This is a genomic window from Phocaeicola sp. GP0067, assembly GCF_031119655.1.
GTDB lineage: Bacteria > Bacteroidota > Bacteroidia > Bacteroidales > Bacteroidaceae > Phocaeicola > Phocaeicola vulgatus.
Genome location: NZ_JAVHZY010000035.1, coordinates 1 through 26,112, shown reverse-complemented (window position 1 = coordinate 26,112; position 26,112 = coordinate 1). Strand labels below are relative to the sequence as shown.

General features: G+C 43.1%; 23 protein-coding genes and 1 tRNA gene. 14 read left to right on the top strand and 10 right to left on the bottom strand.

Annotated elements, in window-relative coordinates; genetic code table 11:
• Window positions 1–26: 26 nt before the first annotated feature.
• The 3 genes from RE317_RS18800 to RE317_RS18790 form a co-directional block, all read right to left on the bottom strand.
• Entirely contained in the window at window positions 27–1,787 is a 1,761-nt protein-coding gene (locus RE317_RS18800; protein WP_008668704.1) for a 1-deoxy-D-xylulose-5-phosphate synthase, read from the bottom strand.
• Between the two features lie 186 nt (window positions 1,788–1,973).
• Entirely contained in the window at window positions 1,974–2,861 is an 888-nt protein-coding gene (locus RE317_RS18795) for an AraC family transcriptional regulator (protein ID WP_008781516.1), read from the bottom strand.
• Window positions 2,862–2,892: 31 nt separating this feature from the next.
• Complete coding sequence (locus RE317_RS18790) at window positions 2,893–3,801, bottom strand: AraC family transcriptional regulator (protein WP_008668699.1); 909 nt, start codon at window positions 3,799–3,801, stop codon at window positions 2,893–2,895.
• A gap of 670 nt (window positions 3,802–4,471) precedes the next feature.
• On the opposite strand from RE317_RS18790, the gene RE317_RS18785 reads away from it, so the two are divergent.
• Both RE317_RS18785 and RE317_RS18780 read left to right on the top strand, forming a co-directional pair.
• Entirely contained in the window at window positions 4,472–5,272 is an 801-nt protein-coding gene (locus RE317_RS18785; RefSeq protein WP_008668696.1) for a GNAT family N-acetyltransferase, read from the top strand.
• Window positions 5,273–5,418: 146 nt separating this feature from the next.
• Complete coding sequence (locus RE317_RS18780) at window positions 5,419–6,522, top strand: YhcG family protein (RefSeq protein ID WP_008668694.1); 1,104 nt, start codon at window positions 5,419–5,421, stop codon at window positions 6,520–6,522.
• Here the strand turns inward: RE317_RS18780 and RE317_RS18775 are convergent.
• Window positions 6,514–6,687 (bottom strand): hypothetical protein, encoded by a 174-nt coding sequence (locus RE317_RS18775; protein WP_008668692.1) that lies wholly within the window; start codon window positions 6,685–6,687, stop codon window positions 6,514–6,516. The genes RE317_RS18780 and RE317_RS18775 overlap by 9 nt on opposite strands.
• Window positions 6,688–6,823: 136 nt before the next feature.
• Between RE317_RS18775 and RE317_RS18770 the strand changes: the two genes are divergently transcribed.
• The 6 genes from RE317_RS18770 (at window position 6,824) to cbiD (ending at window position 14,831) form a co-directional block, all read left to right on the top strand.
• Window positions 6,824–7,360 carry a flavodoxin gene (locus RE317_RS18770; protein WP_008668690.1) on the top strand — a complete coding sequence of 179 codons (537 nt, stop codon included), beginning with the start codon at window positions 6,824–6,826 and terminating at the stop codon, window positions 7,358–7,360.
• 5 nt (window positions 7,361–7,365) lie between these two features.
• Window positions 7,366–7,926, top strand: a complete 561-nt coding sequence (locus tag RE317_RS18765) for a flavin reductase family protein (RefSeq protein ID WP_005853288.1) — start codon at window positions 7,366–7,368, stop codon at window positions 7,924–7,926.
• Window positions 7,927–8,583: 657 nt separating this feature from the next.
• Window positions 8,584–9,990 (top strand): precorrin-3B C(17)-methyltransferase, encoded by a 1,407-nt coding sequence (gene cobJ / locus RE317_RS18760; RefSeq protein ID WP_016270484.1) that lies wholly within the window; start codon window positions 8,584–8,586, stop codon window positions 9,988–9,990.
• 4 nt (window positions 9,991–9,994) lie between these two features.
• The gene (locus RE317_RS18755) at window positions 9,995–11,176 is read left to right on the top strand and encodes a bifunctional cobalt-precorrin-7 (C(5))-methyltransferase/cobalt-precorrin-6B (C(15))-methyltransferase (RefSeq protein WP_016270483.1); all 1,182 of its coding nucleotides are present in this window, start codon (window positions 9,995–9,997) and stop codon (window positions 11,174–11,176) included.
• A gap of 21 nt (window positions 11,177–11,197) precedes the next feature.
• Window positions 11,198–13,009 carry a precorrin-4 C(11)-methyltransferase gene (cobM, locus tag RE317_RS18750; protein WP_005846545.1) on the top strand — a complete coding sequence of 604 codons (1,812 nt, stop codon included), beginning with the start codon at window positions 11,198–11,200 and terminating at the stop codon, window positions 13,007–13,009.
• A 25-nt stretch (window positions 13,010–13,034) separates the two neighbouring features.
• Complete coding sequence (gene cbiD / locus RE317_RS18745) at window positions 13,035–14,831, top strand: cobalt-precorrin-5B (C(1))-methyltransferase CbiD (RefSeq protein WP_005846547.1); 1,797 nt, start codon at window positions 13,035–13,037, stop codon at window positions 14,829–14,831.
• 21 nt (window positions 14,832–14,852) lie between these two features.
• Here cbiD and RE317_RS18740 read toward each other — a convergent pair whose 3' ends face one another.
• From RE317_RS18740 to RE317_RS18730, 3 genes are read right to left on the bottom strand one after another with little or no spacing between them, the layout of a single operon-like run.
• A complete protein-coding gene (locus RE317_RS18740) occupies window positions 14,853–15,872 on the bottom strand; it encodes an ABC transporter ATP-binding protein (protein WP_032934764.1) in 1,020 nt (339 codons plus the stop codon).
• Window positions 15,873–15,874: 2 nt separating this feature from the next.
• Window positions 15,875–16,912 carry an iron ABC transporter permease gene (locus RE317_RS18735; RefSeq protein ID WP_005853279.1) on the bottom strand — a complete coding sequence of 346 codons (1,038 nt, stop codon included), beginning with the start codon at window positions 16,910–16,912 and terminating at the stop codon, window positions 15,875–15,877.
• 11 nt (window positions 16,913–16,923) lie between these two features.
• Window positions 16,924–18,075 carry an ABC transporter substrate-binding protein gene (locus RE317_RS18730; RefSeq protein ID WP_032944271.1) on the bottom strand — a complete coding sequence of 384 codons (1,152 nt, stop codon included), beginning with the start codon at window positions 18,073–18,075 and terminating at the stop codon, window positions 16,924–16,926.
• Window positions 18,076–18,178: 103 nt separating this feature from the next.
• Here RE317_RS18730 and RE317_RS18725 point away from each other — a divergent pair, with 103 nt between their 5' ends.
• Window positions 18,179–18,907: a precorrin-2 C(20)-methyltransferase gene (locus RE317_RS18725; RefSeq protein ID WP_008668678.1), complete on the top strand. Its 729-nt coding sequence runs from the start codon at window positions 18,179–18,181 to the stop codon at window positions 18,905–18,907.
• Here the strand turns inward: RE317_RS18725 and RE317_RS18720 are convergent.
• Window positions 18,870–19,283, bottom strand: a complete 414-nt coding sequence (locus RE317_RS18720; RefSeq protein WP_016270479.1) for a hypothetical protein — start codon at window positions 19,281–19,283, stop codon at window positions 18,870–18,872. The two genes, RE317_RS18725 and RE317_RS18720, sit on opposite strands and share 38 nt — an antisense overlap.
• Before the next feature lie 101 nt (window positions 19,284–19,384).
• On the bottom strand, window positions 19,385–20,824 hold the full coding sequence (locus tag RE317_RS18715; protein ID WP_005846561.1) for a tagaturonate reductase: 1,440 nt from the start codon (window positions 20,822–20,824) through the stop codon (window positions 19,385–19,387).
• A 325-nt stretch (window positions 20,825–21,149) separates the two neighbouring features.
• Between RE317_RS18715 and uxaC the strand changes: the two genes are divergently transcribed.
• Window positions 21,150–22,556, top strand: a complete 1,407-nt coding sequence (gene uxaC, locus RE317_RS18710; protein WP_005846562.1) for a glucuronate isomerase — start codon at window positions 21,150–21,152, stop codon at window positions 22,554–22,556.
• An 88-nt stretch (window positions 22,557–22,644) separates the two neighbouring features.
• On the opposite strand, the gene RE317_RS18705 is transcribed toward uxaC, so the two are convergent.
• The gene (locus tag RE317_RS18705) at window positions 22,645–23,793 is read right to left on the bottom strand and encodes a peroxiredoxin (RefSeq protein ID WP_227224120.1); all 1,149 of its coding nucleotides are present in this window, start codon (window positions 23,791–23,793) and stop codon (window positions 22,645–22,647) included.
• Between the two features lie 233 nt (window positions 23,794–24,026).
• Here RE317_RS18705 and RE317_RS18700 point away from each other — a divergent pair, with 233 nt between their 5' ends.
• From RE317_RS18700 to RE317_RS18685, 4 genes are all read left to right on the top strand, one after another.
• Entirely contained in the window at window positions 24,027–24,233 is a 207-nt protein-coding gene (locus RE317_RS18700) for a hypothetical protein (RefSeq protein WP_227194181.1), read from the top strand.
• 2 nt (window positions 24,234–24,235) lie between these two features.
• Window positions 24,236–24,991: a winged helix-turn-helix domain-containing protein gene (locus RE317_RS18695; protein ID WP_227194183.1), complete on the top strand. Its 756-nt coding sequence runs from the start codon at window positions 24,236–24,238 to the stop codon at window positions 24,989–24,991.
• A 153-nt stretch (window positions 24,992–25,144) separates the two neighbouring features.
• Window positions 25,145–25,948 carry an MBL fold metallo-hydrolase gene (locus tag RE317_RS18690; RefSeq protein WP_057280365.1) on the top strand — a complete coding sequence of 268 codons (804 nt, stop codon included), beginning with the start codon at window positions 25,145–25,147 and terminating at the stop codon, window positions 25,946–25,948.
• Window positions 25,949–26,036: 88 nt separating this feature from the next.
• Window positions 26,037–26,109: transfer RNA gene (locus tag RE317_RS18685), tRNA-Lys, on the top strand.
• Window positions 26,110–26,112 lie beyond the last annotated feature (3 nt).

Below are 26,112 nucleotides of genomic sequence, written 5' to 3'. Positions count from 1 at the left end.
TCGGACTTCAGCCATTCCGTAAAAGGTTATTCCAATATACCGGCAATATCCTCCGCCATCTGCTTGTCAGTCAACCGGTTGGCTTTCATCAGCTCATCCAGATTATAGCGGTCTGCAAATTCTTTACGAAGTCCGTAATTCAGCACCCGCATTTCAGAATTACCATAATAACGCGCTATCTTCTCGCCGAATCCTCCATCCAGCACCCCGTCTTCCAACGTTACGACAATACGATGCCCCACTTTCAACTCTTCCAGCATCAGTTCGTCAAGCCCTGTTATGTAACGGGGATTAATCAAAGTAGCCTCAACACCCGACTCTTCCCGAAGCTTATTCTTCAAAGCCTGTCCCAAATCATAGAAAGAACCCAATGCAAGAATAGCAACAGTTTCTCCCCTGGCTGTCATTTTGTAGCGGTTTAACTCGCTATAATCCGTGTCAAACTCTTCCTTACGATGCACCACTGCCACTCCCGGCACACGGATGGCAACGGGATATTCCGTCTGGCGGACAGCCCATTCCAACATAGCAAAATACTCTTCGGAACACGTAGGAGCCAGATAAACCATATTCGGGATATTGCTGATAAGCGGAATATCGAAGAAACCCAGATGAGTCACATCGTTCATTCCGGCTACTGTCCCCATAAACACAGTGATCACCGCCGGATTTCCATTGATACACAAATCCTGAGACAACTGGTCATAGCAACGCTGGATAAAAGTACTGTAAACCCCGTACACCGGACGTCCGCCACCGGCAGCGATACCCGATGCCAATGCCACGGCATGTTCCTCGGCAATACCTACATCCACAAACTGACGCCCTGCCTGTTTCCGGCGTTCAGGAGTAAAACCTATCACAGTAGGAGTACCCGAACTGATGGCAACAACCGTGTGGTCCTCCTTCATCTTCTCCAACAAAAACTTCCCGGTCAGGCTATGGTAATCCTCCATACCGCTGCAATCCACCTTCGGCTTACCCGTTTCCAGATCGAAAGGCATCTCCCAATGAAATTCCTCCCGGTCGGCTTCTGCCGGAGCGTATCCCTTTCCTTTCTGTGTGTGAATATGAACCACTGTGGGACGTGATGTATCTTTCACCTTGGCAAAAGCCGCAACCAAAGACGGAATATCATTCCCCTCTCCCACATAAAGATAATCCAACCCCAGAGAACGGAAGAAATTACAGGACGACCGTCCCTCCGTGTCGCGCAGTTCTTTCAGGTTCTGATAGAGCCCGCCGTGGTTTTCGGCAATGGACATTTCATTATCATTAACCACTATAATAAGGTTGGTTCCCATTTCTCCCGCATTGCTCAGACCTTCATAAGCTTCTCCGCCGCTGAGCGAGCCATCTCCTATCACGGCTATGATATTCTCGTGTCCGCCTTTCAGATCTCTGGCTTTGGCAAGACCGCAAGCCAGACTGACAGAGGTGGAAGTATGGCCGATAGTGAAAAAATCGTGCCCGCTTTCCCAGGGATTGGTGTATCCGGACACCACATCATAATCCTCCGGATTCAGGAAAGCATCCTTACGCCCGGTCAGCATCTTATGTGTATAACTTTGATGGGATACATCATATACCATCTTATCCGTCGGTGAATTGAATACATAGTGCAATGCTATTGTAGCCTCCACCATTCCCAGATTAGGTCCCACATGTCCTCCGTGGGCACTTAACTTGGTCAATAATGCATTGCGGATTTCACCTGCCAACTGTCTTAACTGTTCCGCAGAAAACTGTTTTATGTCTTGCGGAGAATTTACTTGTTCAATATACATCGTTCTACCTGTTTAAATGATTTCATCTGTTGTCTTGCTTCATTCCGATGCGGACAAAGCCGCTTTCATTTCACAATGCAAAGATAAGCCAGGCCCCATTCATTCTTTGTAGATAAATTACAGATAGAATTACCATTTTTACAGAAGGGAACTGTATCACAAAAACATGGTACTGCAACCCGGTTATCAATTCTGCGAGAGCCGGTAATCACTGGGGGCGACACCTGTTATTTTCTTGAAAAGCACACTGAAGCACTGCACATTAGGATAGCCTAACTTCCGTGCCACAGCAGCAGGCGTATGACCGTCCTGCAACAACATGTGCCTGGCTATATCCAGCCGCTTCAGTTGCAAATATTCCTCCAAAGTCTTGCCGGTTTCAAATTTCAGCAGATCATTGAAGTAAGCGACAGACAAATCAAGCTCTCCCGCCATATAGCCGGATGTGGGCAACTTGCCGCCTTGCAACCTTCCGGATGCGATATATTCCACAAACAAACGTTCCATGTTTTCCAAAAGAGCCTTGTTCTTATTCTCACGGGTAATAAACTGGCGCTCGTAATACCGGGTGCAATAATCCAACAGAAGTTCTATATGCCGGGAAAGAATAATACTGCTATGAGTATCAATGGGATGATGCAACTCATCCTCTATATTCGAGAGGCAACACGTCACTTTCTCTGTCTCACGCCGCGAAAGATGCAGCGCTTCTTCCTTGCGATAATGGAAAAAGGTATAATTTTTAATATGATTCTTCAGTGAGGTGCGGAACAACAGGTCAGGATGAAATGCCAAAAGATATCCTTTATCCGGCAACGTATTCTCCTTACTCATACGAAAGATCTCGCCGGGAGTGAGAAACACCATGGTAGCATTGGAGTAATCATAGTATTTCCGTCCGCAGCAGCAACAACCGCCCGGACAATCCTCAATCAGCAAGACAGCATAGAATTCAAACTTCACCGCATCCTCTTCCAATGAAGGATTCTCCAGATTGATGATGCCCACCTGCGGATGCAATGTCTTGCAACCCAGACAGCGGTTACATTCATATACAGTCCTCAAGTCCAACATAGTCTCTTGCATTGCTTGTTACGACAGAATACTATAAAAGAAGGTTTTGTGCCCGATATTCATTCGGTGTACAGCCCACACGCTTCTTGAACAACCGGCAGAAATGCTGCGGATATTGAAATCCCAGTGAATAGGCTACCCTGCTGACGGTTTCTCTCCTGTCGGACATCCGTTCCTTTGCCAGTTCTATCACTTTTTCCTGAATATATTCCTGTGGAGTCTTGCCGGTTTCCTTCTTGAACATATCCCCGAAGTAGTTGGATGAAAGGCACAGTTTGTCAGCAAAGTATTTCACGGTAGGCAATCCGTCACGCTCGGCAAGTTCGCCCTCAAAATAATCGTCAAGCAACCCTTCAAAGCGTGTCAACACATCACGGTTCGAATGACTGCGGGTGGCGAACTGACGTTCATAAAAACGCATACAGTAATTAAGAAGCAGTTCTATATAGTTTACCAGCAAGGTCTTACTGTGCTTGTCCACTCCCCGTTCCAGTTCCATACGGATAATCTTCAGGCAATCTGTCATAATATTGCACTCATCTTCCGAAAGGTGCAGCGCCTCGCTCACTTCATACGAAAAGAAGGTATATTTTTTTATTGTTTTTCCAAGCGTGGTCCCCCGTAACAAATCCGGATGAAAAAGAATGCCAAGCACATTCAACTGCACACGGTCGGTGGTCAATGTGGTTTCCGTTGTTTGTCCCGGAGCAAAACATACCACGGTTCCCTCCTGATAGTCATAACTCCGACGCCCGTATTTGATATCACAAGCTTTCTCCAATTTCAGATAAAGTGCATAAACGCCATAGTTCCAGTGCACATAGTCCATCTGCCGGGTAGCCTTGTTCAAATCAATGACACTGACCAACGGATTCAGCGTTTCAAGTCCGTATAGACTGTTATATTGGTCCACACTGTCTAAATTTAATATCTTATCCATCATTCTAACTTGTTTAATGTCTGCTAAAATACAGCTTTTTCAGTTATTTGAAATATTCCGGTCACAAAAATAAGAAGTTATCCGGACAAGGTTATAACCTCAATTACGGATTATCTTACCTTAGTTACCGAATCTTATCCCATCCGGGAATAAAAAGAAGAGCCGGAATGTTCCTGCCGGGCTACCCACTCCATATATATGGCAGCACATTCATACACTTGTTGAGCTAAAAGGACATTGCTTTTTCGATGACGATGTGGCAGGAACAAATTGATGCTAATCATCAATCAAAAAAATGTATCCGATTGGTTCAGGGAGCTGTTTAGCAAACTCTATCAAAGGATACAACTGAAAGAGGTGCAGAAAAGGAGCAAAGGTTTTAGCCTGTAAAGAAAGGTATTTTGCTGAAATACAGTAAAAAGTGCAATTCACAATGAATGATATACTGTACCTTTTGCTATATTTGCATATAATCCATTTAATATTAAAAGAATGAATGCGGATTTTGATTATTTAGAAATAAACCGGGGAACAACAGGGTAGATATCCATCTGAAATCTGACTTTTAAATATAGGATAAAACATTAAAGTAATCATATTCCGATGGTCTATTCCATAATAGCTACAAAATAAGAAAGACTGAAAAGAATTTACCATAAATATAATAGATATGAAAACAGACTTTACAATCAGGGAAGCTCAACAGACGGATACTATTGCGCTAAAAGAATTATTTCAAAACACTGTTCTTGCGGTAAATAGCAAGGATTATTCGCAGGCAGAAGTTGAGGATTGGGCATCCTGCGGAGATGACCTTTCTAACATTGAAGAGATGATAAAGACCCACTATTTTATTGTAGCTGTTAATCAACAGTCACAAATCGTTGGTTTTTCATCTATTACGTCTCAAGGCTATTTACATTCTATGTTTGTTCACAAGGACTTTCAAGGTAAAGGTATTGCTACGATGCTTTTGGAAGAAATAGAACGATATGCAATTACAGCCGGAATTATGCGGATTACATCCGAAGTGAGCTTGACTGCTCGCCCTTTCTTTGAAAAAAAAGGTTATATAGTAAAGGAAGAACAAAAGCGCAAAGCGAATCAGCTTTCTCTCACTAACTTTTGGATGGCAAGGGAAATGGCTAAAATCAAGCCTTATAATGGTCGTATTCCTGCTTGTGGTGTCTTTTGTGGGGGATGCCCCATATATACGAGAGAAAAAAGAGCTTGCAGAGGAGCCGAGTTAAATCATTCTCGTTGTGAAAAATGCAAAACATTTCATTTATGTTGTTTTGGGAAAAAGATAACACATTGTTTCCAATGCAGCAACTTCCCATGTACCAGATTTAAAGGATTTGCCAAACGTTGGCAAAAGCATGGACAGGATTTTATTGAAAATCAAAAACTGTTAAGTGAGATAGGTGAAGTGGCGTTTTTGGAGTATTATAATAAAAAGGTTACAGATTAAGTCAAGTTCGTTTTGGATATATAGACAAAGGAACAAACTAAACTTATTTATACTGACAGCAAAATATGTGCTGGCGAAAAGAAAACAAAGTTTTGTCGTTTCGCCAGCATTATTTTTGTACTTTTGTCACATATAACAAAATACAAATGGATATAAATCAGAATTATAGAGAAGCTGTAAAGAGCATAAAAGAAGCTATCCTACGCAGCCAGTACCGTGCAGCCGCATCGGTGAACAAGGAACAGCTATCTCTTTATTACGGCATCGGACGTTATGTGTCGGAAAATTCCCGTACTGGCTTTTGGGGAAAAGGTGCAATTGAACAGATATCTTCCCTATTGCAAAAAGAATTGCCGGGGCTAAGGGGATTTTCAGCTTCGAATATAAAGAACATGCGAATATTTTATGAAGCATGGGAATCTGTTTTAAATCGCCAGCCACTGGCTGACGATTTAGTATTGGATGAAAAATTACTTCTTGTAGAAATTCGCCAGCCACTGGCTGATGAATTTAACTGGTCAGACTTCCTTTCAATCGGCTTTAGTCATCATACTGAAATAATATCCAAAGCTAAGACTTTGGAAGCAAGGCTGTTCTATATACATGAGTGCGCCACTCGCTATTGGAGTAAATACACTTTAAGGGATTACTTAAAAACAGACCTGTACAGCCATCGGGGCACTTTTCCTAACAATTTCGCACAAGCATTGCCTGATACCAAGCAAGCTCTAAAAGCTGTTTGCTCATTCAAAGATGAATACTTGCTTGATTTCATTAATGTGGAGGAACTGAATGAACAGGAGGAGGATTTAGACGAAAAGATAGTAGAAAAGGCGATTGTTGCCAATGTGAAGAAGTTTATCATGACCTTCGGACAAGATTTCAGTTTTATAGGCAATCAGTATCGTATGGAGGTTGCAGGAGAAGAAATGTTTATTGATTTGCTCTTTTTCAATCGGGAGCTTAATTCCTTGGTCGCAGTCGAACTGAAATCCGGAAAATTCCGCACATCTTATTTGGGACAACTGAATACTTATCTATCTGCTTTAGACACATATATCCGGAAGCCGCATGAAAACCCTTCTATCGGAATAATCCTTTGCAGGGAAATGAATCAAACCTTTGTAGAGTTTGCCGTTCGTGATTATAACAAGCCGATGGGGGTTGCTACTTACCATGCATCTAAAGACATGCCGGAACGGCTTCGTAACGCTTTGCCGGATATTGAGGATTTGAGAAAGCTATTGTAAAGCAAAAGCCTTATTTCTTTTTCGGACAGGTAATCGCCTTTTATTACCTTTACATAAGAAACCCGCCACCAAGCGAATTTCTTCGTTTTTTGTTACTATTTTGTTACCTGCCGTTAGTAATAGGCTGATTTCTTCTTTGATAATCAGTTTGATATGCTGATCCATATATTATATATGGCAGAATCTGTAATTAAGGTCAGGATACCCGTAATTTATCTACAAAGAACCCAAGCAAATATACCTAAATTTGCAACATCATAAAATATTAAAACGTATATTTGAACCAAATAACATAAATCGTATGAAAAGACTCGGATTATTTATGACGGTAATCATGATACTGTGTATTACCGTAAACGCACAGAAACAGAGCAACAGAACATTAGTAGCTTACTTCTCGGCGACAGGTACAACAGAGAAAGCCGCCAAACAGATAGCGGAGGTGACAGGCGGAGCCCTCTACGAAATACAACCTGCAAAGAAATATACCTCCGCCGACCTGGACTGGCACGACAAATCCTCGCGCAACAGTGTGGAAATGGCAGATGCCTCGTCACGTCCCGCATTGCGTTCCCAGCCCCAAAACTTGGCAGCCTATGATACCATCTATATCGGTTTCCCCATTTGGTGGAACCTGGCTCCAAGAATCATCAACAGTTTTATAGAAAAAGGTGATTTCACAGGCAATATCCTCATTCCATTCGCTACCTCGGGTGGAAGCCGCATTTCTAACGCCGAACAAGAATTAAAGAAAGCCTACCCCAGCCTGAACTGGCAGAAAGGCAGGCTGATGAACGGTGCTACCAAAGAAGAGATTAAACAATGGACTAAAAAATAAATAGTATGAGAAAGAATTTAGGAGCAAAACCTTTTACCTATCCGCAACCGGTATTTATCATCGCCGCATACGATGAAAACGGTCTTCCCAATGCCATGAATGCGGCTTGGGGCGGTATCAGTGAAATGAATGAAATCAGTATTTGTATCAGCGAAGGTCACAAGACAACGGCCAACATCCTGAAACGCAAAGCATTCACAGTGAGCATGGCAGAAGCCGGGCAAATCATCGCTTGCGATTATGTAGGCATTGTTTCGGGCAACAAGGTTCCGGACAAATTCGCCCGTGCGGGATTCCATGCCACCCGGTCGGAATTTGTGGATGCCCCGCTGATTGATGAGTTATCCGTAGCTGTGGAATGCAAGCTGAAGGATTACAATCCCGAAACCTGTATCCTGCGCGGCGAAATAGTCAATGTAAGTGTAGATGAACGTGTACTGGATCAGAATGGAAAAGTGGATGCCTCCAAAGTTATTCCCGTCATCTTCGACCCGTTCAATAATGATTATCTGAAAGTAGGAGAAAAAGTGGGTAATGCTTTCTCGGATGGCAAGGCCTTAAAATAACGGAATCCGATATGATACAAACAGCGGAGGCAGCTTCTTCCATACAGAACAAACTCCGGCAAGCCGATTCCTAAGCTCTCACATCCTTGTGACTAAGCCTTTTTGAACGAATGATTTCTATCTCCCAAGCTTGCGGAGTTAAATCCATAGCCTTTGGAGTTAACTCCAAAGGCTATGGAGATAGAAATCATAGGTTTAAAAAGGGTTAAGTGCAGGAATAAAAAGGCTTAACCATCCCCATAGTGCCCCCCAATGATTCCGCCAACATTTTTTCTTCAAACTTATCTATCAGCAAATCGCTATAATTCTTAGTTCCTTTTTTAATTCTCACCGGCAATATCCTCTGCTTTGCCGACTTCCCGACTACGGCACATTCTGAATGATGCCTTATTCATTATTAAGCCTGATAAAAAAAGATTTCCATAATTTATAGAAAGAAAAGACTTGTTTCTCCCGCTCAAATAAGTAACTTTGTACGGTTAAGTTTGGCTCCTCATGCCAGCCACCACTTTCAGTCCGTCTATGTAAAAGCCTGAAAGCAAGATGAAGGAACTACTGTCAGGACAGCGCATTGTCATTCAGAGGATTATATTGGCTGAAAGCACTGAAGGAAACTTTTAAATCAGATTCCGGAAAGGAATAATTATATAATAAAAAATGAAAAAGGCCCAATTAATCGTAGCCGGCATTGGTCCCGGCTCACCCGAAGATATAACCCCCGCTGTAATACAAGCAGTCAAGAACAGCGATGTAGTAATCGGCTATAAATACTATTTCCAGTTTATCGAACCCTATCTGGAACCGGGCACCGAATGTATAGACACCGGAATGAAACGTGAAAAAGCACGTGCCGAACAGGCTTTCGAGCTGGCGGAACAAGGAAAGACTGTATGCGTTATCAGCTCGGGAGATGCCGGAATTTATGGCATGGCTCCGCTGGTTTACGAAATGAAATGCGAGCGTGGCAGCCGGGTGGAAATAGAAGTATTGCCGGGTATCAGTGCTTTTCAGAAAGCGGCTTCCCTGTTGGGAGCACCCATCGGTCACGATTTCTGTGTGATTTCCCTCTCCGACCTCATGACACCATGGGACCGGATTGAAAAACGCATCCATGCAGCCGCAACGGCAGATTTTGTAACGGCGGTCTATAATCCCAAAAGCGAAGGGCGGTATTGGCAACTCTACAGATTAAAAGAAATTTTTCTGAAAGAGCGTGCCCCCGAAACCCCGGTAGGCTTTGTGCGTCAGGCCGGACGTAAGGAAGAAACCGTGACAATCACCACTTTGCAAGAATTCGATCCCGAACAGGTGGATATGTTTACAGTGGTATTGATTGGCAACTCCCAGTCTTATTATCGGGAAGGGAAATTAATCACTCCGCGTGGTTATTACCGGGAAAAGACCACCGATGCGACAGGAATCGGTCAGGAGATTATGATAAACAGTTTCCGTACTATTGAGAAAGAATTGAAAAATAAAAATATTCCTTCGGATCACAAATGGGCATTACTGCATGCCATCCATACCACAGCCGATTTCGAGATGGAAAACATATTGCATATAGATCCTCTTGCCGTAGAATGTCTGTATAAAATATTGAATGAAGGAAAAGTACGTACAATTATTACGGATGTGACGATGGCTGCCGCGGGCATCCGTAAAGGTGCTTTGGAACGGATGGGCATCGGGGTGAAATGCTATCTGGGTGACGAACGCGCGGCAGCATTGGCAAAAGAAAAAGGAATCACCCGTACACAGGCCGGTATACGTATGGCAGCAGAGGAACATCCGGAAGCTTTATATGTATTCGGTAATGCCCCTACAGCATTGATGGAACTGTGTGACCTGATACGGAAAGAAAAAGCGCATCCATGCGGCATCATCGCTGCTCCGGTGGGCTTTGTGCACGTTTGCGAAAGCAAACACATGGTGAAACCTTTCAGCCATATCCCCAAACTGATAGTAGAAGGACGCAAAGGGGGAAGCAATCTGGCAGCGACTCTGGTAAATGCCATCCTTACTTTTGATGATGCGGAACAACTGAAACCGGGAAGAGATGTATAAGTCCATGCAAACATTCTATATAATAGGTATAAGCGATAACCGGAATCAATTTCTTTCTCCTGAAATCCGGAACTTGGTTTCTCAAGGGAAAGTCTTCTCGGGAGGAAAACGTCATCATGAATTGGTACACGCTTATTTGCCGGAAGATGCCGTATGGATAGACATCACCGTCCCGCTGGATGCGGTATTCTGCCGTTACGAGGAACATCCCGAAATAATCGTTTTCGCTTCGGGCGACCCGTTGTTTTTCGGCTTCGCCAATACCGTCATGAGAAAACTCCCGTCGGCAAAGATTATCTTATTCCCCACCTTCAACTCGCTGCAAATGCTGGCACACCGTATATTGCTCCCCTATCAGGAGATGCAGACCTTGTCGCTGACCGGACGTCCTTGGGATGCATTCGACTCTGCTTTAATCAGAGGAGATAAACTGATAGGCGTGTTGACCGACCGGGAAAAGACACCTGCCACCATTGCCGCCCGGATGCTGGAGTATGGATATGACAACTACCGCATGACCGTGGGGGAAGCATTAGGCAATGGCGAGGAAGAATCTGTACGTACATTCTCTTTAGAGGAAGCCTCCCAATCTGCTTTCCGCTTTCCCAATTGCCTGATACTGCAAAGAAACAAAGTGCATCCCCGTCCGTTCGGAATTCCCGAAAGTGAATTTCATCTGTTGAACGGACGCAACAGAATGATTACCAAAATGCCTGTCCGCTTGCTTACTCTCAGTATGCTGACATTAAGGGAAAAGAAATCATTCTGGGACATCGGTTTCTGCACCGGCTCTGTTTCCATAGAAGCCAAGCTCCAATTTCCGGAACTGAAAGTGACAGCATTCGAACAGCGTCCGGAAGGTAAAGAGCTAATGGAACGCAACAGTCGTAAATTCGGCACGCCCGGCATTACAACCGTCATGGGTGATTTTCTGGAAACGGAACTCGGCGGGCTTCCCGCCCCCGATGCCGTATTTATAGGTGGTCATGGAGGAAAAATGATAGAGATTCTACAAAAAATCAAAGAAGTGCTGTTGCCTGACGGAGTCATTGTATTCAATTCGGTTTCGGAAGAGAGCAAGGCCCTGTTCACAAAAGGTATAACGCAAATCAACAAGAAGGTAACACAGTGTACCCGTATTGCTGTGGATGCCTTTAATCCGATAGAGATAATGAGAGCGGAATAAATGATTTAAAACAGATAACAAATGAAAGCAATCATACTGATATCAGAAGCCAGCCTGCCGTTGGCAAAAACACTACAAAGAGAGTTGCCGGATACCCTTATTTATACCAAAAACGAATGCGAAGGCTGTATTTCCATCACATCCTGCCATCGGTTCATAGAGGAGCATTTCAATGACTTCGACAGCATCATCTTTATCGGTGCCATGGGAATCTGTGTACGCAGCATTGCAGGATGCATAAAAAACAAATATAAAGATCCGGCAGTGGTCTGTGTGGACAGTACGGGGCGCTTTGTCATTTCAGTACTTTCCGGGCATGTGGGGGGAGCCAATGAACTGACCCGCCATATTGCCGCCATTACAGGAGGAGAAGCTGTGATTACCACCCAAAGTGACAATGCCGGGTTATGGGCGCTGGACACGCTGGCTGGAAAATATGGCTGGAAAATAACTGTTCCTCATGCAAAAATGAACAGACTGGTCACACTTTTTGTCAACCGGGAACCAACGGCGCTGCTGCTCGATATAAAGGATAAAGGTACGGAGTATCTGGAACGCACGCTTCCCGCACACGTAAAAGTGTTCTATCATTTCGAAGACATGCCCCAATCGGAATTCAAGTTGATTATTGCTGTTACACCTTATATATATAGTGCGGAGATTCCCATGCTCTGTTTCCATCCCGCCGTCCTCCACTTGGGAATAGGTTGCCGGAAACAATGCGATCCTTCGGGCATTGCGGAATACATAGAAGCCGTGATGCACAGACATGGTTTGTGTCCGTTCTCTCTCGCCTCCCTCAATACCATCGAACTGAAAAAAGACGAGCCTCTGCTGGAAATCCTCCACCGGCGATGGGCCGATACGGAAACCCATATTTATCCTGCGGAAGAACTGAAAGATATCACAGTTCCCCATCCGTCTGAAAAGGCATTCGAAGTGACAGGCGTCTATGGAGTGGCCGAAAGCACAGCCTTGAAAAGCAGCGGTGAAGGAACACTTGTATTGGAAAAGCAAAAGGGCATGCTGACAGAAGGAAACCACTTCACTTTTGCCATAGCCGTCAGTGCGACAGCCATGCGTGGCGGACATATAGAGATAGTGGGTGCAGGTCCCGGTGATCCCGAACTGATTTCGGTACGCGGAAAACGAATGTTGGAGAAAGCGGATCTTGTTCTGTATGCCGGAAGTCTTGTTCCCCGCGAACTGACCTTTTATGCTAAAGAAGGAGCGACCGTACGCAGTTCCGCCGGTATGGATTTGGAGGAACAGTTCGCCTTGATGAAAGAGTTTTATGATAAAGGATTGTTTATTGTACGCTTGCACACGGGAGACCCTTGCATTTATGGAGCCATCCAGGAACAAATGGCTTTCTTCGACCGCTACAAGATGAGTTATCATATCACTCCGGGGATCTCCTCGTTCCAGGCGGCTGCGGCAGCATTAAGGTCACAGTTCACCATCCCCGAAAAAGTACAAAGCATAATCCTCACCCGTGGGGAAGGCCGTACTCCGATGCCCGAAAAAGAACAATTACATAAATTGGCGCAATCGCAAAGTACAATGTGCATTTATTTAAGTGCGGGCATTGTGGAACAGGTACAGGAAGAGCTGATGCAGGCATACCCTCCCGAAACTCCGGTTGCCGCCTGTTATAAGCTGACTTGGAAAGAAGAAAAGATTTATCGCGGAGAGTTGAAGGATTTGGCTAAGATAGTACGTGACAATAACCTGACGCTGACTACCTTATTGGTAGTAGGCGAAGCGATAGACAACCGGAAAGGTCTGTCCCGACTCTATGCGCACGAGTTCAAACACTTGTTCAGAAAGTAAAAAAAGAATCATTCACATCCAGCCTATGATACTGATTTTAGGAGGAACTACCGAAGGACGCACCGCCGTGAAAGTTGCCGATGAAGCCGGAAAGCCCTACTTCTACTCTACCAAAGGAGAATGGCAGGAGATACAATGCAAGCACGGCATCCGTATCACCGGAGGAATGGACACGGAGAAAATGGAAAGTTTCTGCCGCCAAAACAACATCCGTTTGTTGGTGGATGCTGCCCACCCGTTTGCCTCCCAACTCCACCGGACTGTGGATGAAACAAGCCGGACGCTACATCTTCCTGTCATACGTTTTGAAAGGAAGTATCCTCCACGCACCGAAAACATCATCTGGTGTGAAGACTATGCAGATGCCATTTACCGGTTAGAGAAAGCAGGAACCGATCGTCTGCTGGCACTGACCGGAGTACAGACCATCGGGAAGTTACGCCCTTATTGGGAGAAACATACCTGTTGGTTCCGCGTACTGGAACGGGAAACTTCCATCACATTAGCCCAAGAACAAGGCTTCCCGAAAGGAAATCTGGTATTCTATCATGCCGGAGAATCCGAAGCTCTTTTATTAGAGACACTACATCCACAGGCCATTCTGACCAAGGAAAGCGGAGAATCCGGAGGATTTTCGGAGAAAGTGAAAGCGGCACAGGCTGCAAAAATCCCGGTCTTTGCTATAAAACGCCCTCCCCTTCCCAGGCATTTCATGATCGTTACCGGTGAATATGGATTGAGAAAACAGATAGAAAAGAACATCCCTGCTTTTTACCCGTTGAGAAGCGGCTACACCACAGGGGCCTGCGCTACTGCAGCTGCAAAAGCAGCATTGACGGCTCTGATTTTAGGGGAAGAACAGAAAATGATATCCTTCCGCCTTCCCGATGACGAGGAAATGACCTTACCGGTAGCCCATACAGAAATAGAAAAGAACAGTGCCACCTGCACCGTTGTTAAAGATGCGGGAGATGATCCGGATGTCACTCACGGCGCATCCATTGTGGTAACGGTAAGTTTTAGCAATCACCCGGACATCCGTTTCCTGCAAGGTGAAGGAGTGGGACGAGTCACCCTTCCGGGGCTGGGATTGGAAATCGGGGAACCCGCCATCAATCGCATCCCCCGGCAAATGATAATGAAAGAATTATCGGCGCTTTATGACAAAGGGCTGGATGTTACCATTTCCGTTCCCGGAGGAAAAGAGTTGGCACAACGTACTTTCAATCCTAAACTAGGAATTGTGGACGGCATTTCCATCATTGGAACTTCGGGCATAGTCCGTCCTTTTTCTTCAGAAGCTTTTGTCGAGGCTATCCGCAGGGAAGTGGAGGTTTGTGTGGCTGTGGGCTCATCCAGACTCATCATTAATTCGGGAGCAAAAAGCGAACGTTTTGTGAAGAAGGAGTATCCGGGATTACCTGCTCAGGCTTTTGTACATTATGGAAATTTTATAGGGGAGACACTCAAGATAGCTGCCAAGCTTAAGGTTCCATTGGTTACTTTAGGCATTATGATAGGCAAGGCGGTGAAACTGGCCGAAGGAAATTTGGACACACACAGTAAGAAAGTGGTGATGAATAAAGAATTCCTAAGGCAGGTGGCAATGGAAGCCGGATGCTCTCCGGATGTTGAAAGCATGATAGAAAAGTTGACATTAGCCCGTGAATTATGGACCTTGCTGTCTGAAGAAGACAGCGGAAAGTTCTTTCCGTGTTTGTTGGAACATTGTTTTGCACATTGCGTCCCCTTATTGCCCGAAGGAAAATTGACAATCCTCTTGATTGATGAAGAAGGGAATATTCCTTTCAGGATACAATAACTGATTATTTAGACGCTGCTGCTAAACGGAAGCTAATATAGCAGTGACTTGTTCTAACAATTCCTCTATGGTATCTACCTTTATCGTCCTCCCGGCTACCGGGTGGATAATATATCCACTGGTAGTCATATCTCCCGTTTCAATATAAAAATCGGACTCAACACGCCGGCTTGCCAGAATACCATTCCGCTGCAAGGCTTTCCGTACCATCGCATACTTATTCCCATGTCCCACCAGACGGACTTCTTTTTCAAACTCATTGTCAATGCGGAACAGTCCGGTTTCCATATCAAAAACAATTCCCTTACGGGAGAAAAAATTACTCAGGCATCCGTCTATGGAAAGATCTTCAGGAGTTCCTATAGTCACTCCATTGGCTTTATCCATCAGCCAAATCTTATCAGCAATCTGCAAAGCTAACTCTAAATCATGGGTGGAAAGAAAAATCGTCTTGTTGGTAGAACGTGACAAATGATGAAGCAGTTGCATAATCTCCACTTTACTGGGGAAATCAAGAAAAGCAGTCGGCTCATCCAGAAAAATCACCGGGGTTTCCTGTGCCAACGCCTTTGCTATCATTACTTTCTGACGCTCACCGTCACTCAAAGTATGTACCATCCGGTATTTCAAATCCTCAATCCTTACCAGCGCAATGGCATCGTTTACTGTATTCTTGTCCTCCTTGCTTAAATTTCCCCAGAAACCGGTATAAGGACTGCGCCCCATACCCACCAGTTCTTCCACGGTCATGTTCCGCAGACTGCATTTTTCGGTCAATACCACTCCGATAACTGTCGCCAACTGTTTATCGGTGTAATCCGTCAGTTTCTTTCCCATTATTTCTATCTCTCCTCCTACAGGCGGCTGAAAGGCAGACAAAGTACGCAATAAAGTAGATTTCCCTACTCCATTCGCCCCCAAAAGACAAGTCAGTTCCCCACTGCGGATAGTAGCATCAATGTCCTTCGCTACAATCTTGGTTCCCCCCTTACCGGGATAACCGGTAGTCAGTTTCCGAATATGTATAGTTTCTTGATTCATCATTACTCATTCATTTCATTGCGACGTTTATTGAATAAAACCGACATCACTACCGGAGCACCTACCAAAGCCGTCACCGAATTTACCGGCAATGCACCTTCGAAACCGGGCATACGGGCAATCAGATTACATACCAATGCCAATGACGCACCTGCCAGTAAAGAAGCAGGCATCAGAATACGATGATCGGATGTGCGGAACATTCCCCTGCAAAGATGCGGAACGGCCAGCCCCAGAAAAATAATCGGACCGCAATATGCGGTAACAATAGCTACCAATACTCCCGAACAAGTAATGACAAGCAGACGGGCACGTTTTATATTCAATCCGAGATTCCGTGCGTATGCATCTCCCAGCAGCAAAAGATTCAATGTTTTGACAAGCAGGAAGGAAAGTGGCAACAATACCACCATGATACATATAAATAAAGTCATCTGATCTCCCGATACACGGGCAAAACTTCCCAACCCCCAAATGACATATGCACGAATATCCTCCTCCACACTGAAAAATTTCAGCACACCTATCACCGCATTGGCTATGTAACCAATCATCACACCGATAATCAGCAAAGTAACATTGCCCCTTACTTTTTGGGAAACGAAAACAATAAGTGCCATAATGGAAAGTGAACCTGCAATAGCTGCTATGGTAAGGGCTATTTCCCCCATAAAGCCTAGCTTGCTCAAAGCAACACCACCCAAACTGCCCGAAAGAAGCACCACAAAAGCAACTCCCATACTGGCTCCCGAACTGATGCCCAGTACCGACGGACCGGCCAAAGGATTGCGGAAAACAGTTTGCATCTGTAAACCGCTGACAGAGAGCCCCGCCCCCGCCACCAATGCGGTAAGCGCCTGTGGTACCCGTGATTTCCAAATAATATTTTGCCAGATAACAGACTCATTCCCTGTTCCCCAAAGGATATTCCACACAGCACGAAGCGGTATGGAAACAGAACCTAATACCAGATTCAGGAAGAAAAACAGAAAAATAGAAGCCATAATTAGCAGCATATAAAATGCAACAGGTCGTTTCATATACTATTTTCCTATTTAAGCAATTCATAATATCCCGGTTGGTGACCGGACAAAAGCTGCGGATGAAAGATTTGAATCAAATCTGCCAGAACAACTTCCGGTTCTGTAGGCATACTCTCATAAAAAGGTTTTTCACGCATGTTACAATAAATCACCCCTTTCTCTTTGTATGCTTTGAAATCAACATAACGGGCATCTTCCTCTTTCAACGTGTTATAAGAAAATTCTCCTTGATAGCTATTCACAATACGCCAATAATCGGCACCTGCCGCTTGGCTGTAAACTGTTTCAAAATCGAGGGTGACTCCTCCAGACTGTTCATCGTCTTTCAAAAAATAATCGGCACCGGCATCTTTAAACAATTGTGCGAGAAAACTCCTCCCTCCTACAGCATACCAATTGCCGCCCCGCAATTCTCCACTGAATACCACCGGGCGTTTTGTCACCCGACCGGTCAGTTCCTTCAGCTCGTTATATCTTTTCTTAATAGCGGCAAACTGCTCATTAGCTTTTTCTTCTTTTCCCAATAACAAGCCCACAAACTTTATCCATTCAGCCTGTCCCAAAGGAGTCATTTCCTTATATCCCAAATGCGGCATCAAAGGAATGCCTACCTCTTTCAAAGCATCGTACCCCCCTCGTTTAAAAGGAGAGATCAAAATCAAATCCGGGTTTACACTCATAATCACCTCATTATCGAAATTCCCTTCAATACCTATCTTATGAATGCTTCCATCTTTCAAACGATCATTTATTTTCTTGTTAAACAAATGACGTGTACTGGTGATACCCACCACTGCATCCAGCTCTTCCAACTTGATAAAATTGGAAAGTTGCAGGGAAGTCATGCAGATAACGCTTCGTATGGGAGTTTCAATAACCGTATAATCCGCAGGTATGTTTTCCGCTTCCACACCTCTTGGCACCAAAGCATAATGAAAAGACTGACTTTCTTTATTCTGAGGGTCCTGAATGTCAAGCAGACAAGCCTGATCCGTATAGGTTATTTTAAACCCTTGGGCATATTCCGGAATAATCTTCACAATAGAAGAATCTGTCAATGTCTTATGTTCCAGATTCCCGGAGCCCTGTTTGTGCTTATTTTGGCAGGCTGTAACAGTCAATAATAACAAAAGGCCCGAAGCCCATATTAGTTTTTTCATGTTCTTTTCTGTTTTTCAGCCAACAAAGGTAATCAATTCTCTTGCTTTATACGGAATTTTTCAGCACTTTTGCGTGCTTAAAAACTGTAAATACCTACAAAAGATGAGTCGTCCGATCTATTTTGTTTCTTTAGGACCCGGTGATGCCGAACTGATTACATTGAAATCATTGCATGCTTTACAGCAAGCAGACATAATATATTGTCCATCAACGGTTCGGGAGCCAGACAAAATCTTGTCACGTGCCGCCACCCTGTTACATAAGCTAGGCATCAAAGGAGATATACACCTATTCTCGCTCCCGATGAGCAAAGACAGAACAAAAGCAATCAAAGTCTATCGGCAACTTTTCGAAGAAATGAGGCTGGAACAAAAAGCAGGAAAACGGTTGGCGGTAGCAGTAGAAGGCGATGCGGGAATTTACGCCTCCGTTCACTATGTACTGGATCTCCTCGAAGAAAATGGAATCCCCGTAGAGCAACTTCCCGGTATTCCTTCATTCATCGCTGCGGAAGCGGCCGCAAAACTACATCTCATCAGCCAAAAAGAAAGACTGGTCATTATTCCGGGCAATATTACTTCGGACGAACTGGACATGTATCTGAGCCATCATCATGTGCCGGTTATCATGAAATTATCTCAATGTGCAGACATAGTACAGGATTACATGGAGTCCCACCCCCAATACAGTTATCATTATTTTGAAAATATATCGACAGCCGAAGAATATCATTCTTCCCATCAGGCGGAACTGAAAAGAAGAGTATTTCCTTATTTTTCCTTAATGATCATCTTTAACGAACAGACACGGAAGGATGATAGTGCAAAATAGCGTTCAGAATACCTTCAATATTTACATCATCTTTCTTGATAACTAAAAAATTGTGGTACATTCCTTCTTTCCGGTAACGGATCACAATCGACTTGAGTTTACCAGACTTTGTGTACTCCTTTTCTATCTCTGTGATGTTTTGCAAAGGAAAAACATGCCGAGGCTTCATCCCTCTTATAGCTAAGGTAAAAGAATCAGGAGTAATAGTATAAACAGACAATAACCTTACCCCCGTTATCAACAGAGGAGGAGTCAAGACCAGCAAAGATGCATATCTTCCATGCGCTATAAAAAGGCATGTACACGCCACCAACATAATAGCAATAACTGCCCAAATCCATAAAGGATAACCGGGTCTGAATTCTTGTTTTTCCATATGCCACATCTATCTTGTATAGATACAAAAATAGGGAGACTCAGTTTTATAACCAAATCTCCCTCAAGGAATTTATAAACTATTTCTAACAATTAATCTGATTAGAGAATACCCTTTACTGTTTCCAGCATACCCTTTTCTTGAATAGAGTCAAGATCAGCTTTTACTGCGGCGGTCAAACCCGGAATGTTGTTCAAGTTCTCACCCCAAATAGATTCTGCTGCCAACACGCCTTCCGCCACTTTCTGAGTGCAGCCTGTAGCCCAAAGTTCTTTCAGCAGATTCATGATTTCAGGAGCATCGTTCGGAACAATCTCAGCACCGTCAGCACGAACACCACCTTTATAATAAGTGATGATAGCCGCCAGTCCCAATACCAAGCCTTTAGGCAACTCACCCTTACGCTCCAGATAAACTTTCAAGCCCGGGAGGTCGCGAGTTTCATATTTAGGGAATGAATTCAGCATGATAGAAGTCACCTGGTGATCAACAAACGGATTGTTGAAACGCTCCAAAACATCTTCCGCAAACTTCTTCAATTCTTCTTTCGGCAGGTTCAGGGTTTCCATCAACTCATCGAACATAACTTTATGAATGTATTTACCTACCACTTCATGCTCGCAAGCCTCGCGCACAATGTTGATTCCAGACAGATAAGCTACCGGAGACAGCACTGTGTGAGGACCGTTCAGCAAAGTAACTTTTCTTTCGTGATAAGGAGCTTCAGACGGAACGAACAATACATTCAAACCGGCTTTGTCGGCAGGGAATTCCTTGGCGACTTCCTGCGGAGCTTCAATTACCCACAAATGGAAGATTTCTGCCTGTACCACCAGATTGTCATCATACTGCAATTTTTCTTTAATAGCAGCGATATCTTTGCGGGGGAATCCCGGCACAATACGGTCTACCAAAGTAGCATAGACACCACAAGCTTCCTCAAACCATTGCTTGAAGTCTTCACCCAAGTTCCACAAATCAATATATTGATAGATGGTTTCTTTCAGTTTATGGCCGTTCAGGAAAATCAATTCGCAAGGGAAAATTATCAAACCTTTGCTCTTGTCACCATTGAACGTTTTATAACGGTGATACAGCAACTGGGTCAGTTTGCCCGGATAAGATGAAGCAGGGGCATCATCCAGCTTGCAGGCAGGATCAAAAGCGATACCGGCCTCTGTCGTATTAGAGATAACGAAACGCATTTCCGGCTGTTCCGCCAATTTCATAAATTCATCATTCTGAGAATAAGGATTCAAGGCACGACTGATCACATCAATTTTTGTCAGGCTGTTTACCACCTGTCCTTTATCCAAACCCTGCAAGTTTACATGATACAGACAATCTTGTGCGTTCAACATGTCAACCATACCTTTTTCAATAGGTTGAACCACCACCACACTGCTGTTGAAATCAGTTTTTTCGTTCATGTTGTAGATAATCCAATCCACAAACGCACGCAGGAAGTTACCCTCACCAAATTGAATGATTCTTTCGGGACGTTGAGTCTTTGCTGCTGTCTCCTTGTTTAATGCTTTCATATTTTTAATTATATTATGTGTTTATCCATACCTGTACTTATTGAAGACGAATCAGATTTTATTGTGTACTCATAGTATTCATGCTTTCTTTTAAATGGTAATATATATTTAAGTTTTTATATATCATCATTGAACCAAGCATTTAAAATCTTTAAATCTTCGCCGCAAAGATACAAATAATTTTGTTATTCCAAATAAAATTTCTACTTTCGTGTTCGATAACGGTTAATAAATCTAAAGAGATGCTCTTTGACATCTTTTTTAGAATGAGTTTTTACTGAAAGTCAAAATAAACAACAATTATATAGATATAAAAAGACTACTTATGAAAAACTTTATGGATGAAAACTTCCTGCTTCAGACAGAAACTGCGCAGAAGTTGTATCATGAACATGCGGCTAAAATGCCTATTATCGATTACCACTGCCACCTGATTCCCCAGATGGTTGCTGATGACTATCAGTTTAAGTCACTGACAGAAATCTGGTTGGGTGGAGACCACTATAAATGGCGTGCCATGCGTACCAACGGTGTGGACGAACGTTATTGTACCGGTAAAGACACCACGGACTGGGAAAAATTTGAAAAATGGGCGGAAACAGTTCCTTATACCTTCCGCAACCCATTATACCATTGGACTCATTTGGAATTGAAAACCGCATTTGGAATCAATAAAGTATTGAATCCGAAAACTGCCCGCGAGATTTTTGATGAATGTAATGAAAAGCTTGCCAAACCGGAATACTCCGCACGAGGCATGATGCGTCGTTATCATGTGGAAACCGTTTGTACAACCGATGATCCGGTAGATTCATTGGAATATCACATCAAAACCCGTGAAAGCGGATTCGAAATTAAAATGCTTCCCACTTGGCGTCCGGACAAGGCGATGGCAGTAGAAGTTCCCGCTGATTTCCGTGCTTATATGGAAAAATTGTCTGCTGTAAGCGGTGTCACGATATCTTCTTTCGATGACATGGTGGCTGCTTTGCGGAAACGTCATGACTTCTTTGCTGAACAAGGTTGTAAATTGTCTGACCACGGAATTGAAGAGTTTTATGCTGAAGACTATACTGATGCTGAAATCAATGCTATATTTAATAAGGTATATGGTGGTACAGAACTGACCAAGGAAGAAATTCTGAAATTCAAATCAGCCATGCTGATCGTATTTGGGGAAATGGATTGGGAAAAAGGCTGGACCCAGCAGTTCCACTATGGAGCAATCCGCAACAACAACACCAAGATGTTCAAACTTCTGGGACCTGATACCGGTTTCGATTCAATCGGTGAGTTTACCACCGCCAAAGCGATGGCTAAATTCCTTGACCGCCTGAATACAGAAGGAAAACTGACCAAAACTATCCTTTACAACTTGAATCCTTGCGCCAATGAAGTAATTGCCACCATGTTAGGCAACTTCCAGGATGGCACAATTCCAGGCAAGATTCAATTCGGTTCCGGATGGTGGTTCCTCGATCAGAAAGACGGTATGGAAAAGCAGATGAATGCACTGTCATTGTTAGGCTTGTTGAGCCGCTTCGTAGGTATGCTGACAGACTCTCGTTCATTCCTGTCTTATCCGCGTCACGAATATTTCCGCCGTACTTTGTGCAACTTGCTGGGTAATGATGTGGAAAACGGCGAAATCCCTGCTTGCGAAATAGAACGCGTCAATCAGATGGTGGAAGATATCTGCTATAATAATGCCAAGAAGTTCTTCCAATTCTGACAACCGTCAGAATGCTGAATATAAATAAATGAGGATGGAACAAATGTGTCTGCAAAAGTTTTCACTTTTTGTTCCATCCTCATTCCAGTCATAGCAATTCTTCTATAGCCTCCGTTATTTCCTTGTCGGTTTTTCCCATGCCATATCCTCGGATGACTTTCCGTATAATCCGTTCTTTATCCAAAATAAAAAAGTACGGAGCCGCCCCACCCGTCCGGTAATCTTCTATCACTTTATCATCTCCATCCAAAAACATATAATTCAATTCCTTTCTCTTTGCATAATTCTGAAGTGAATGCATCCGGCTCCAACTTTCAATGGCTACCAATTCAAAATCTTCTTCTTGGTACTTTCTTTTCAGTTCTTTCAGAAAAGGGATAGAAGCCTGGCAAGCTCCACAGCCTATTCCTGTTATATTTACCAAGATGACCTTACTTTTCAAATCACTCAATGACACGGGACGCTCCTTTATATCATTCAATGTCCATTCTGGTGCTTTCTTACCCGTCAGATTAGCGGCCATATTCCTGGAAGGAGCGCCATAATCATATTTTTTTGTTTCATAACCTTGCGGAACATAATCGAAAACATCAAACCTGTCAATTGTTTCTTTGTTTATTTCCACATTACAGCAAGTTTCCACCGATATATTATGGGACATCGCTCTCCGTTTCTTATAAGGCAAACCATTCGACTTGTGAATCCACAGTTCATAAATAGAGGTCGGCTCTACATAAAAAGGAGGTGGAGGCATGTGATAAGCTTTACCAAAGAACTCCACTTGTGTATCTTCGTTTATGACAAGTTTAAAATGAAAATAATCCCCACAATCTTCCAATGTGGTAACTATGCTGTCTTCTGTTTCCAAAGCATACCTGACAATATTCTTGCAATAATTAAAGAAAGGTGGGGTCAACGGTCTGAAAGGTAACGGTCTGGTGGTAAAATTATCGATTTTTATTTCCTTGACAGCATGATTCACCAACACACGTACTTCACCATTATAACCGAATTGGAACTCTTTACCATCATCTGTTCCCAAATTCACAAAACTTGCCCCTATCGTAGAATCAGCCGGATCATCGAACTCTTTCACTATATATTTTCTAATACTGGAAGGAATTGTATCACCAGGATTCCAGACTTCGCTCTCTACTTTATACGTTGCTGACTTAATCTGCTCTAAATTATCCAACACCTTTTTCAAATACTCTCTCTTGTCATCTTGGCCATTCACCACATACACCGGCAATAACAAGAGAAAAAAATAAAACAGCTTTTGTTCTCATACGTTTCTTGCTTTTATTGATTCGCAAAATATTTTGCTGACGCAAAGAAGAAGAAAAGCCTGTATCTCTGCAAAATATTTATCTGAACTCTTTCTGAATTTTCTCCTTTTTCAGAAAAAGATCAGATAAAACACCTGTTTTTTCCTTAACGTTATTTACTTTTGCATTCAAAATTCATACGATGAAAAGGGCAAAAACACACATTATCTTATTTATGGCAGTCACCATCACCGTTCTATATACTGTTTATATCGCTTTTCATAATAGTGCCGAACGAGTGAATACCCAAATAGACCACGCTTTCAAATCCGCCATTACGGAAGATTACAATGAAAGACTTGCCTACATCAGAGCTATTATCATCCCGAACCTACAAACTGGGATATAAAAATGTATACTATCGCTCCCAGCCTACACCAAAAAGTAAAAAGCTACACCATAAGAACCAGACAAGGAAAAACAATCTATACTTTTAAAGACAGTCTGGACGAGCAGACCGCCAAACGTATGCTGAACCAATACATTCTATCCCAACTAAAACCCATAAAGCCCGATGAGTTAAATGCAACCTTTAGAAAAATATTATCCGATCATGGCATAACCGGCAGGACCGGAACTATTTATTATAACAAATCCATTTCCCAACACAGCGACCAAAGTTCTGCAATTCCCCGAACGGCATACAATACTCCCCGATACATAGTAGATATCACCCAGAACATCAAGGTACAAGCATGGGTAAACTATGACTTCAAAACTATTTTACGACACATAGACAACACACTCTTTTGGCTCATCGGACAATTGATGATTCTTATTTTCATACTCATTTTTCTTAAAAAGGAAAAGGATACTCAAACACTCCTTACCCGTATGAACATAGACATGGAGAAACAAGAGTTGTATATAGGAAACAAAAAGTGCAACATTCAGAAATTAGACCTCACCTTACTAAATATGCTTTATGAAAAAGCAGGAACTTGCGTAAGCCGTGAAGAAATAAAAAAGAGTTTCTGGCCTACGGATGATAATGCCAATGAAAAAATAGATGCACACATCAAATCAATCCGGAAAGTTTTAAAAGAATTCCAAGAATATAAATTAATAACAGTCAGAGGAAAGGGTTATTATCTACGTATTCCATAATCCAGATTCCAGGCATTCTTTTAAAACAATATCCGCTAAATCATCTTTCCGAAAAAGCCTGTTTCTATTTTATTTCCTCCTTTTTTTATGTATATTTGCGGCTCTTTTAACACAAAAAACGTGGGGATTCACTAGAATTGGGAGAGCAACAAAATGAAAATCAAATTTATAAGTCTCGCAAGCGGAAGTAGCGGCAACTGCTATTTTCTCGGAACAGACAGATATGGCATATTGGTGGATGCAGGCATTGGCATCCGTACAATAAAAAAAACATTAAAAGAACTTGGAATCGGACTGGATATCATCCGGGCAGTATTCATAACACACGATCATGCCGACCACATCAAAGCAGTAGGGCATTTAGGAGAGAAATTTGGAATTCCTGTTTACTCCACTCCGGAAGTACATGCAGGAATCAACAAAAGTTATTGCATGACCGAGAAATTATCGACCTGCGTACACTATCTGCACAAAGGTGAGACAATGGAATTGGAAGATTTCGCAATTACTGCCTTTGAAGTGCCTCACGACGGAACTGACAATGTAGGCTATTGCATGAATATAGACGGTAAAATATTTTCTTTCCTTACTGACTTGGGGCATATCACCCCCACTGCCGCCGAATATATATGTAAAGCAAACTATTTGGTATTGGAAGCAAATTACGATGAAGAGATGTTGAAAATGGGACCTTATCCCCAATATTTAAAAGAACGTATTGCCGGGCCTAATGGACATATGAGTAACCGCGAAACCGCCGATTTTTTGGCAGAAAATATCAATGAAAGTCTTAAATACATTTGGCTTTGTCATCTTAGCAAAGACAATAACCACCCCGAACTGGCATACAAGACAGTAGAACTCTCACTACGAAACAAAGGGGTTATCGTCGGCAAAGATGTGCAAGTCATTGCTTTAAAGCGGAATACACCTTCAGATGTTTATGAGTTTGAATAAATTTCGATGAAAAGGTAAAAAAATGGTGCAAAATGTTGGATGTTTAAAAGAAAACACCTACCTTTGCAACCGCAAATCAGAAATGAATGCACTCTTAGCTCAGTTGGTAGAGCAACTGACTCTTAATCAGTGGGTCCAGGGTTCGAATCCCTGAGGGTGTACAA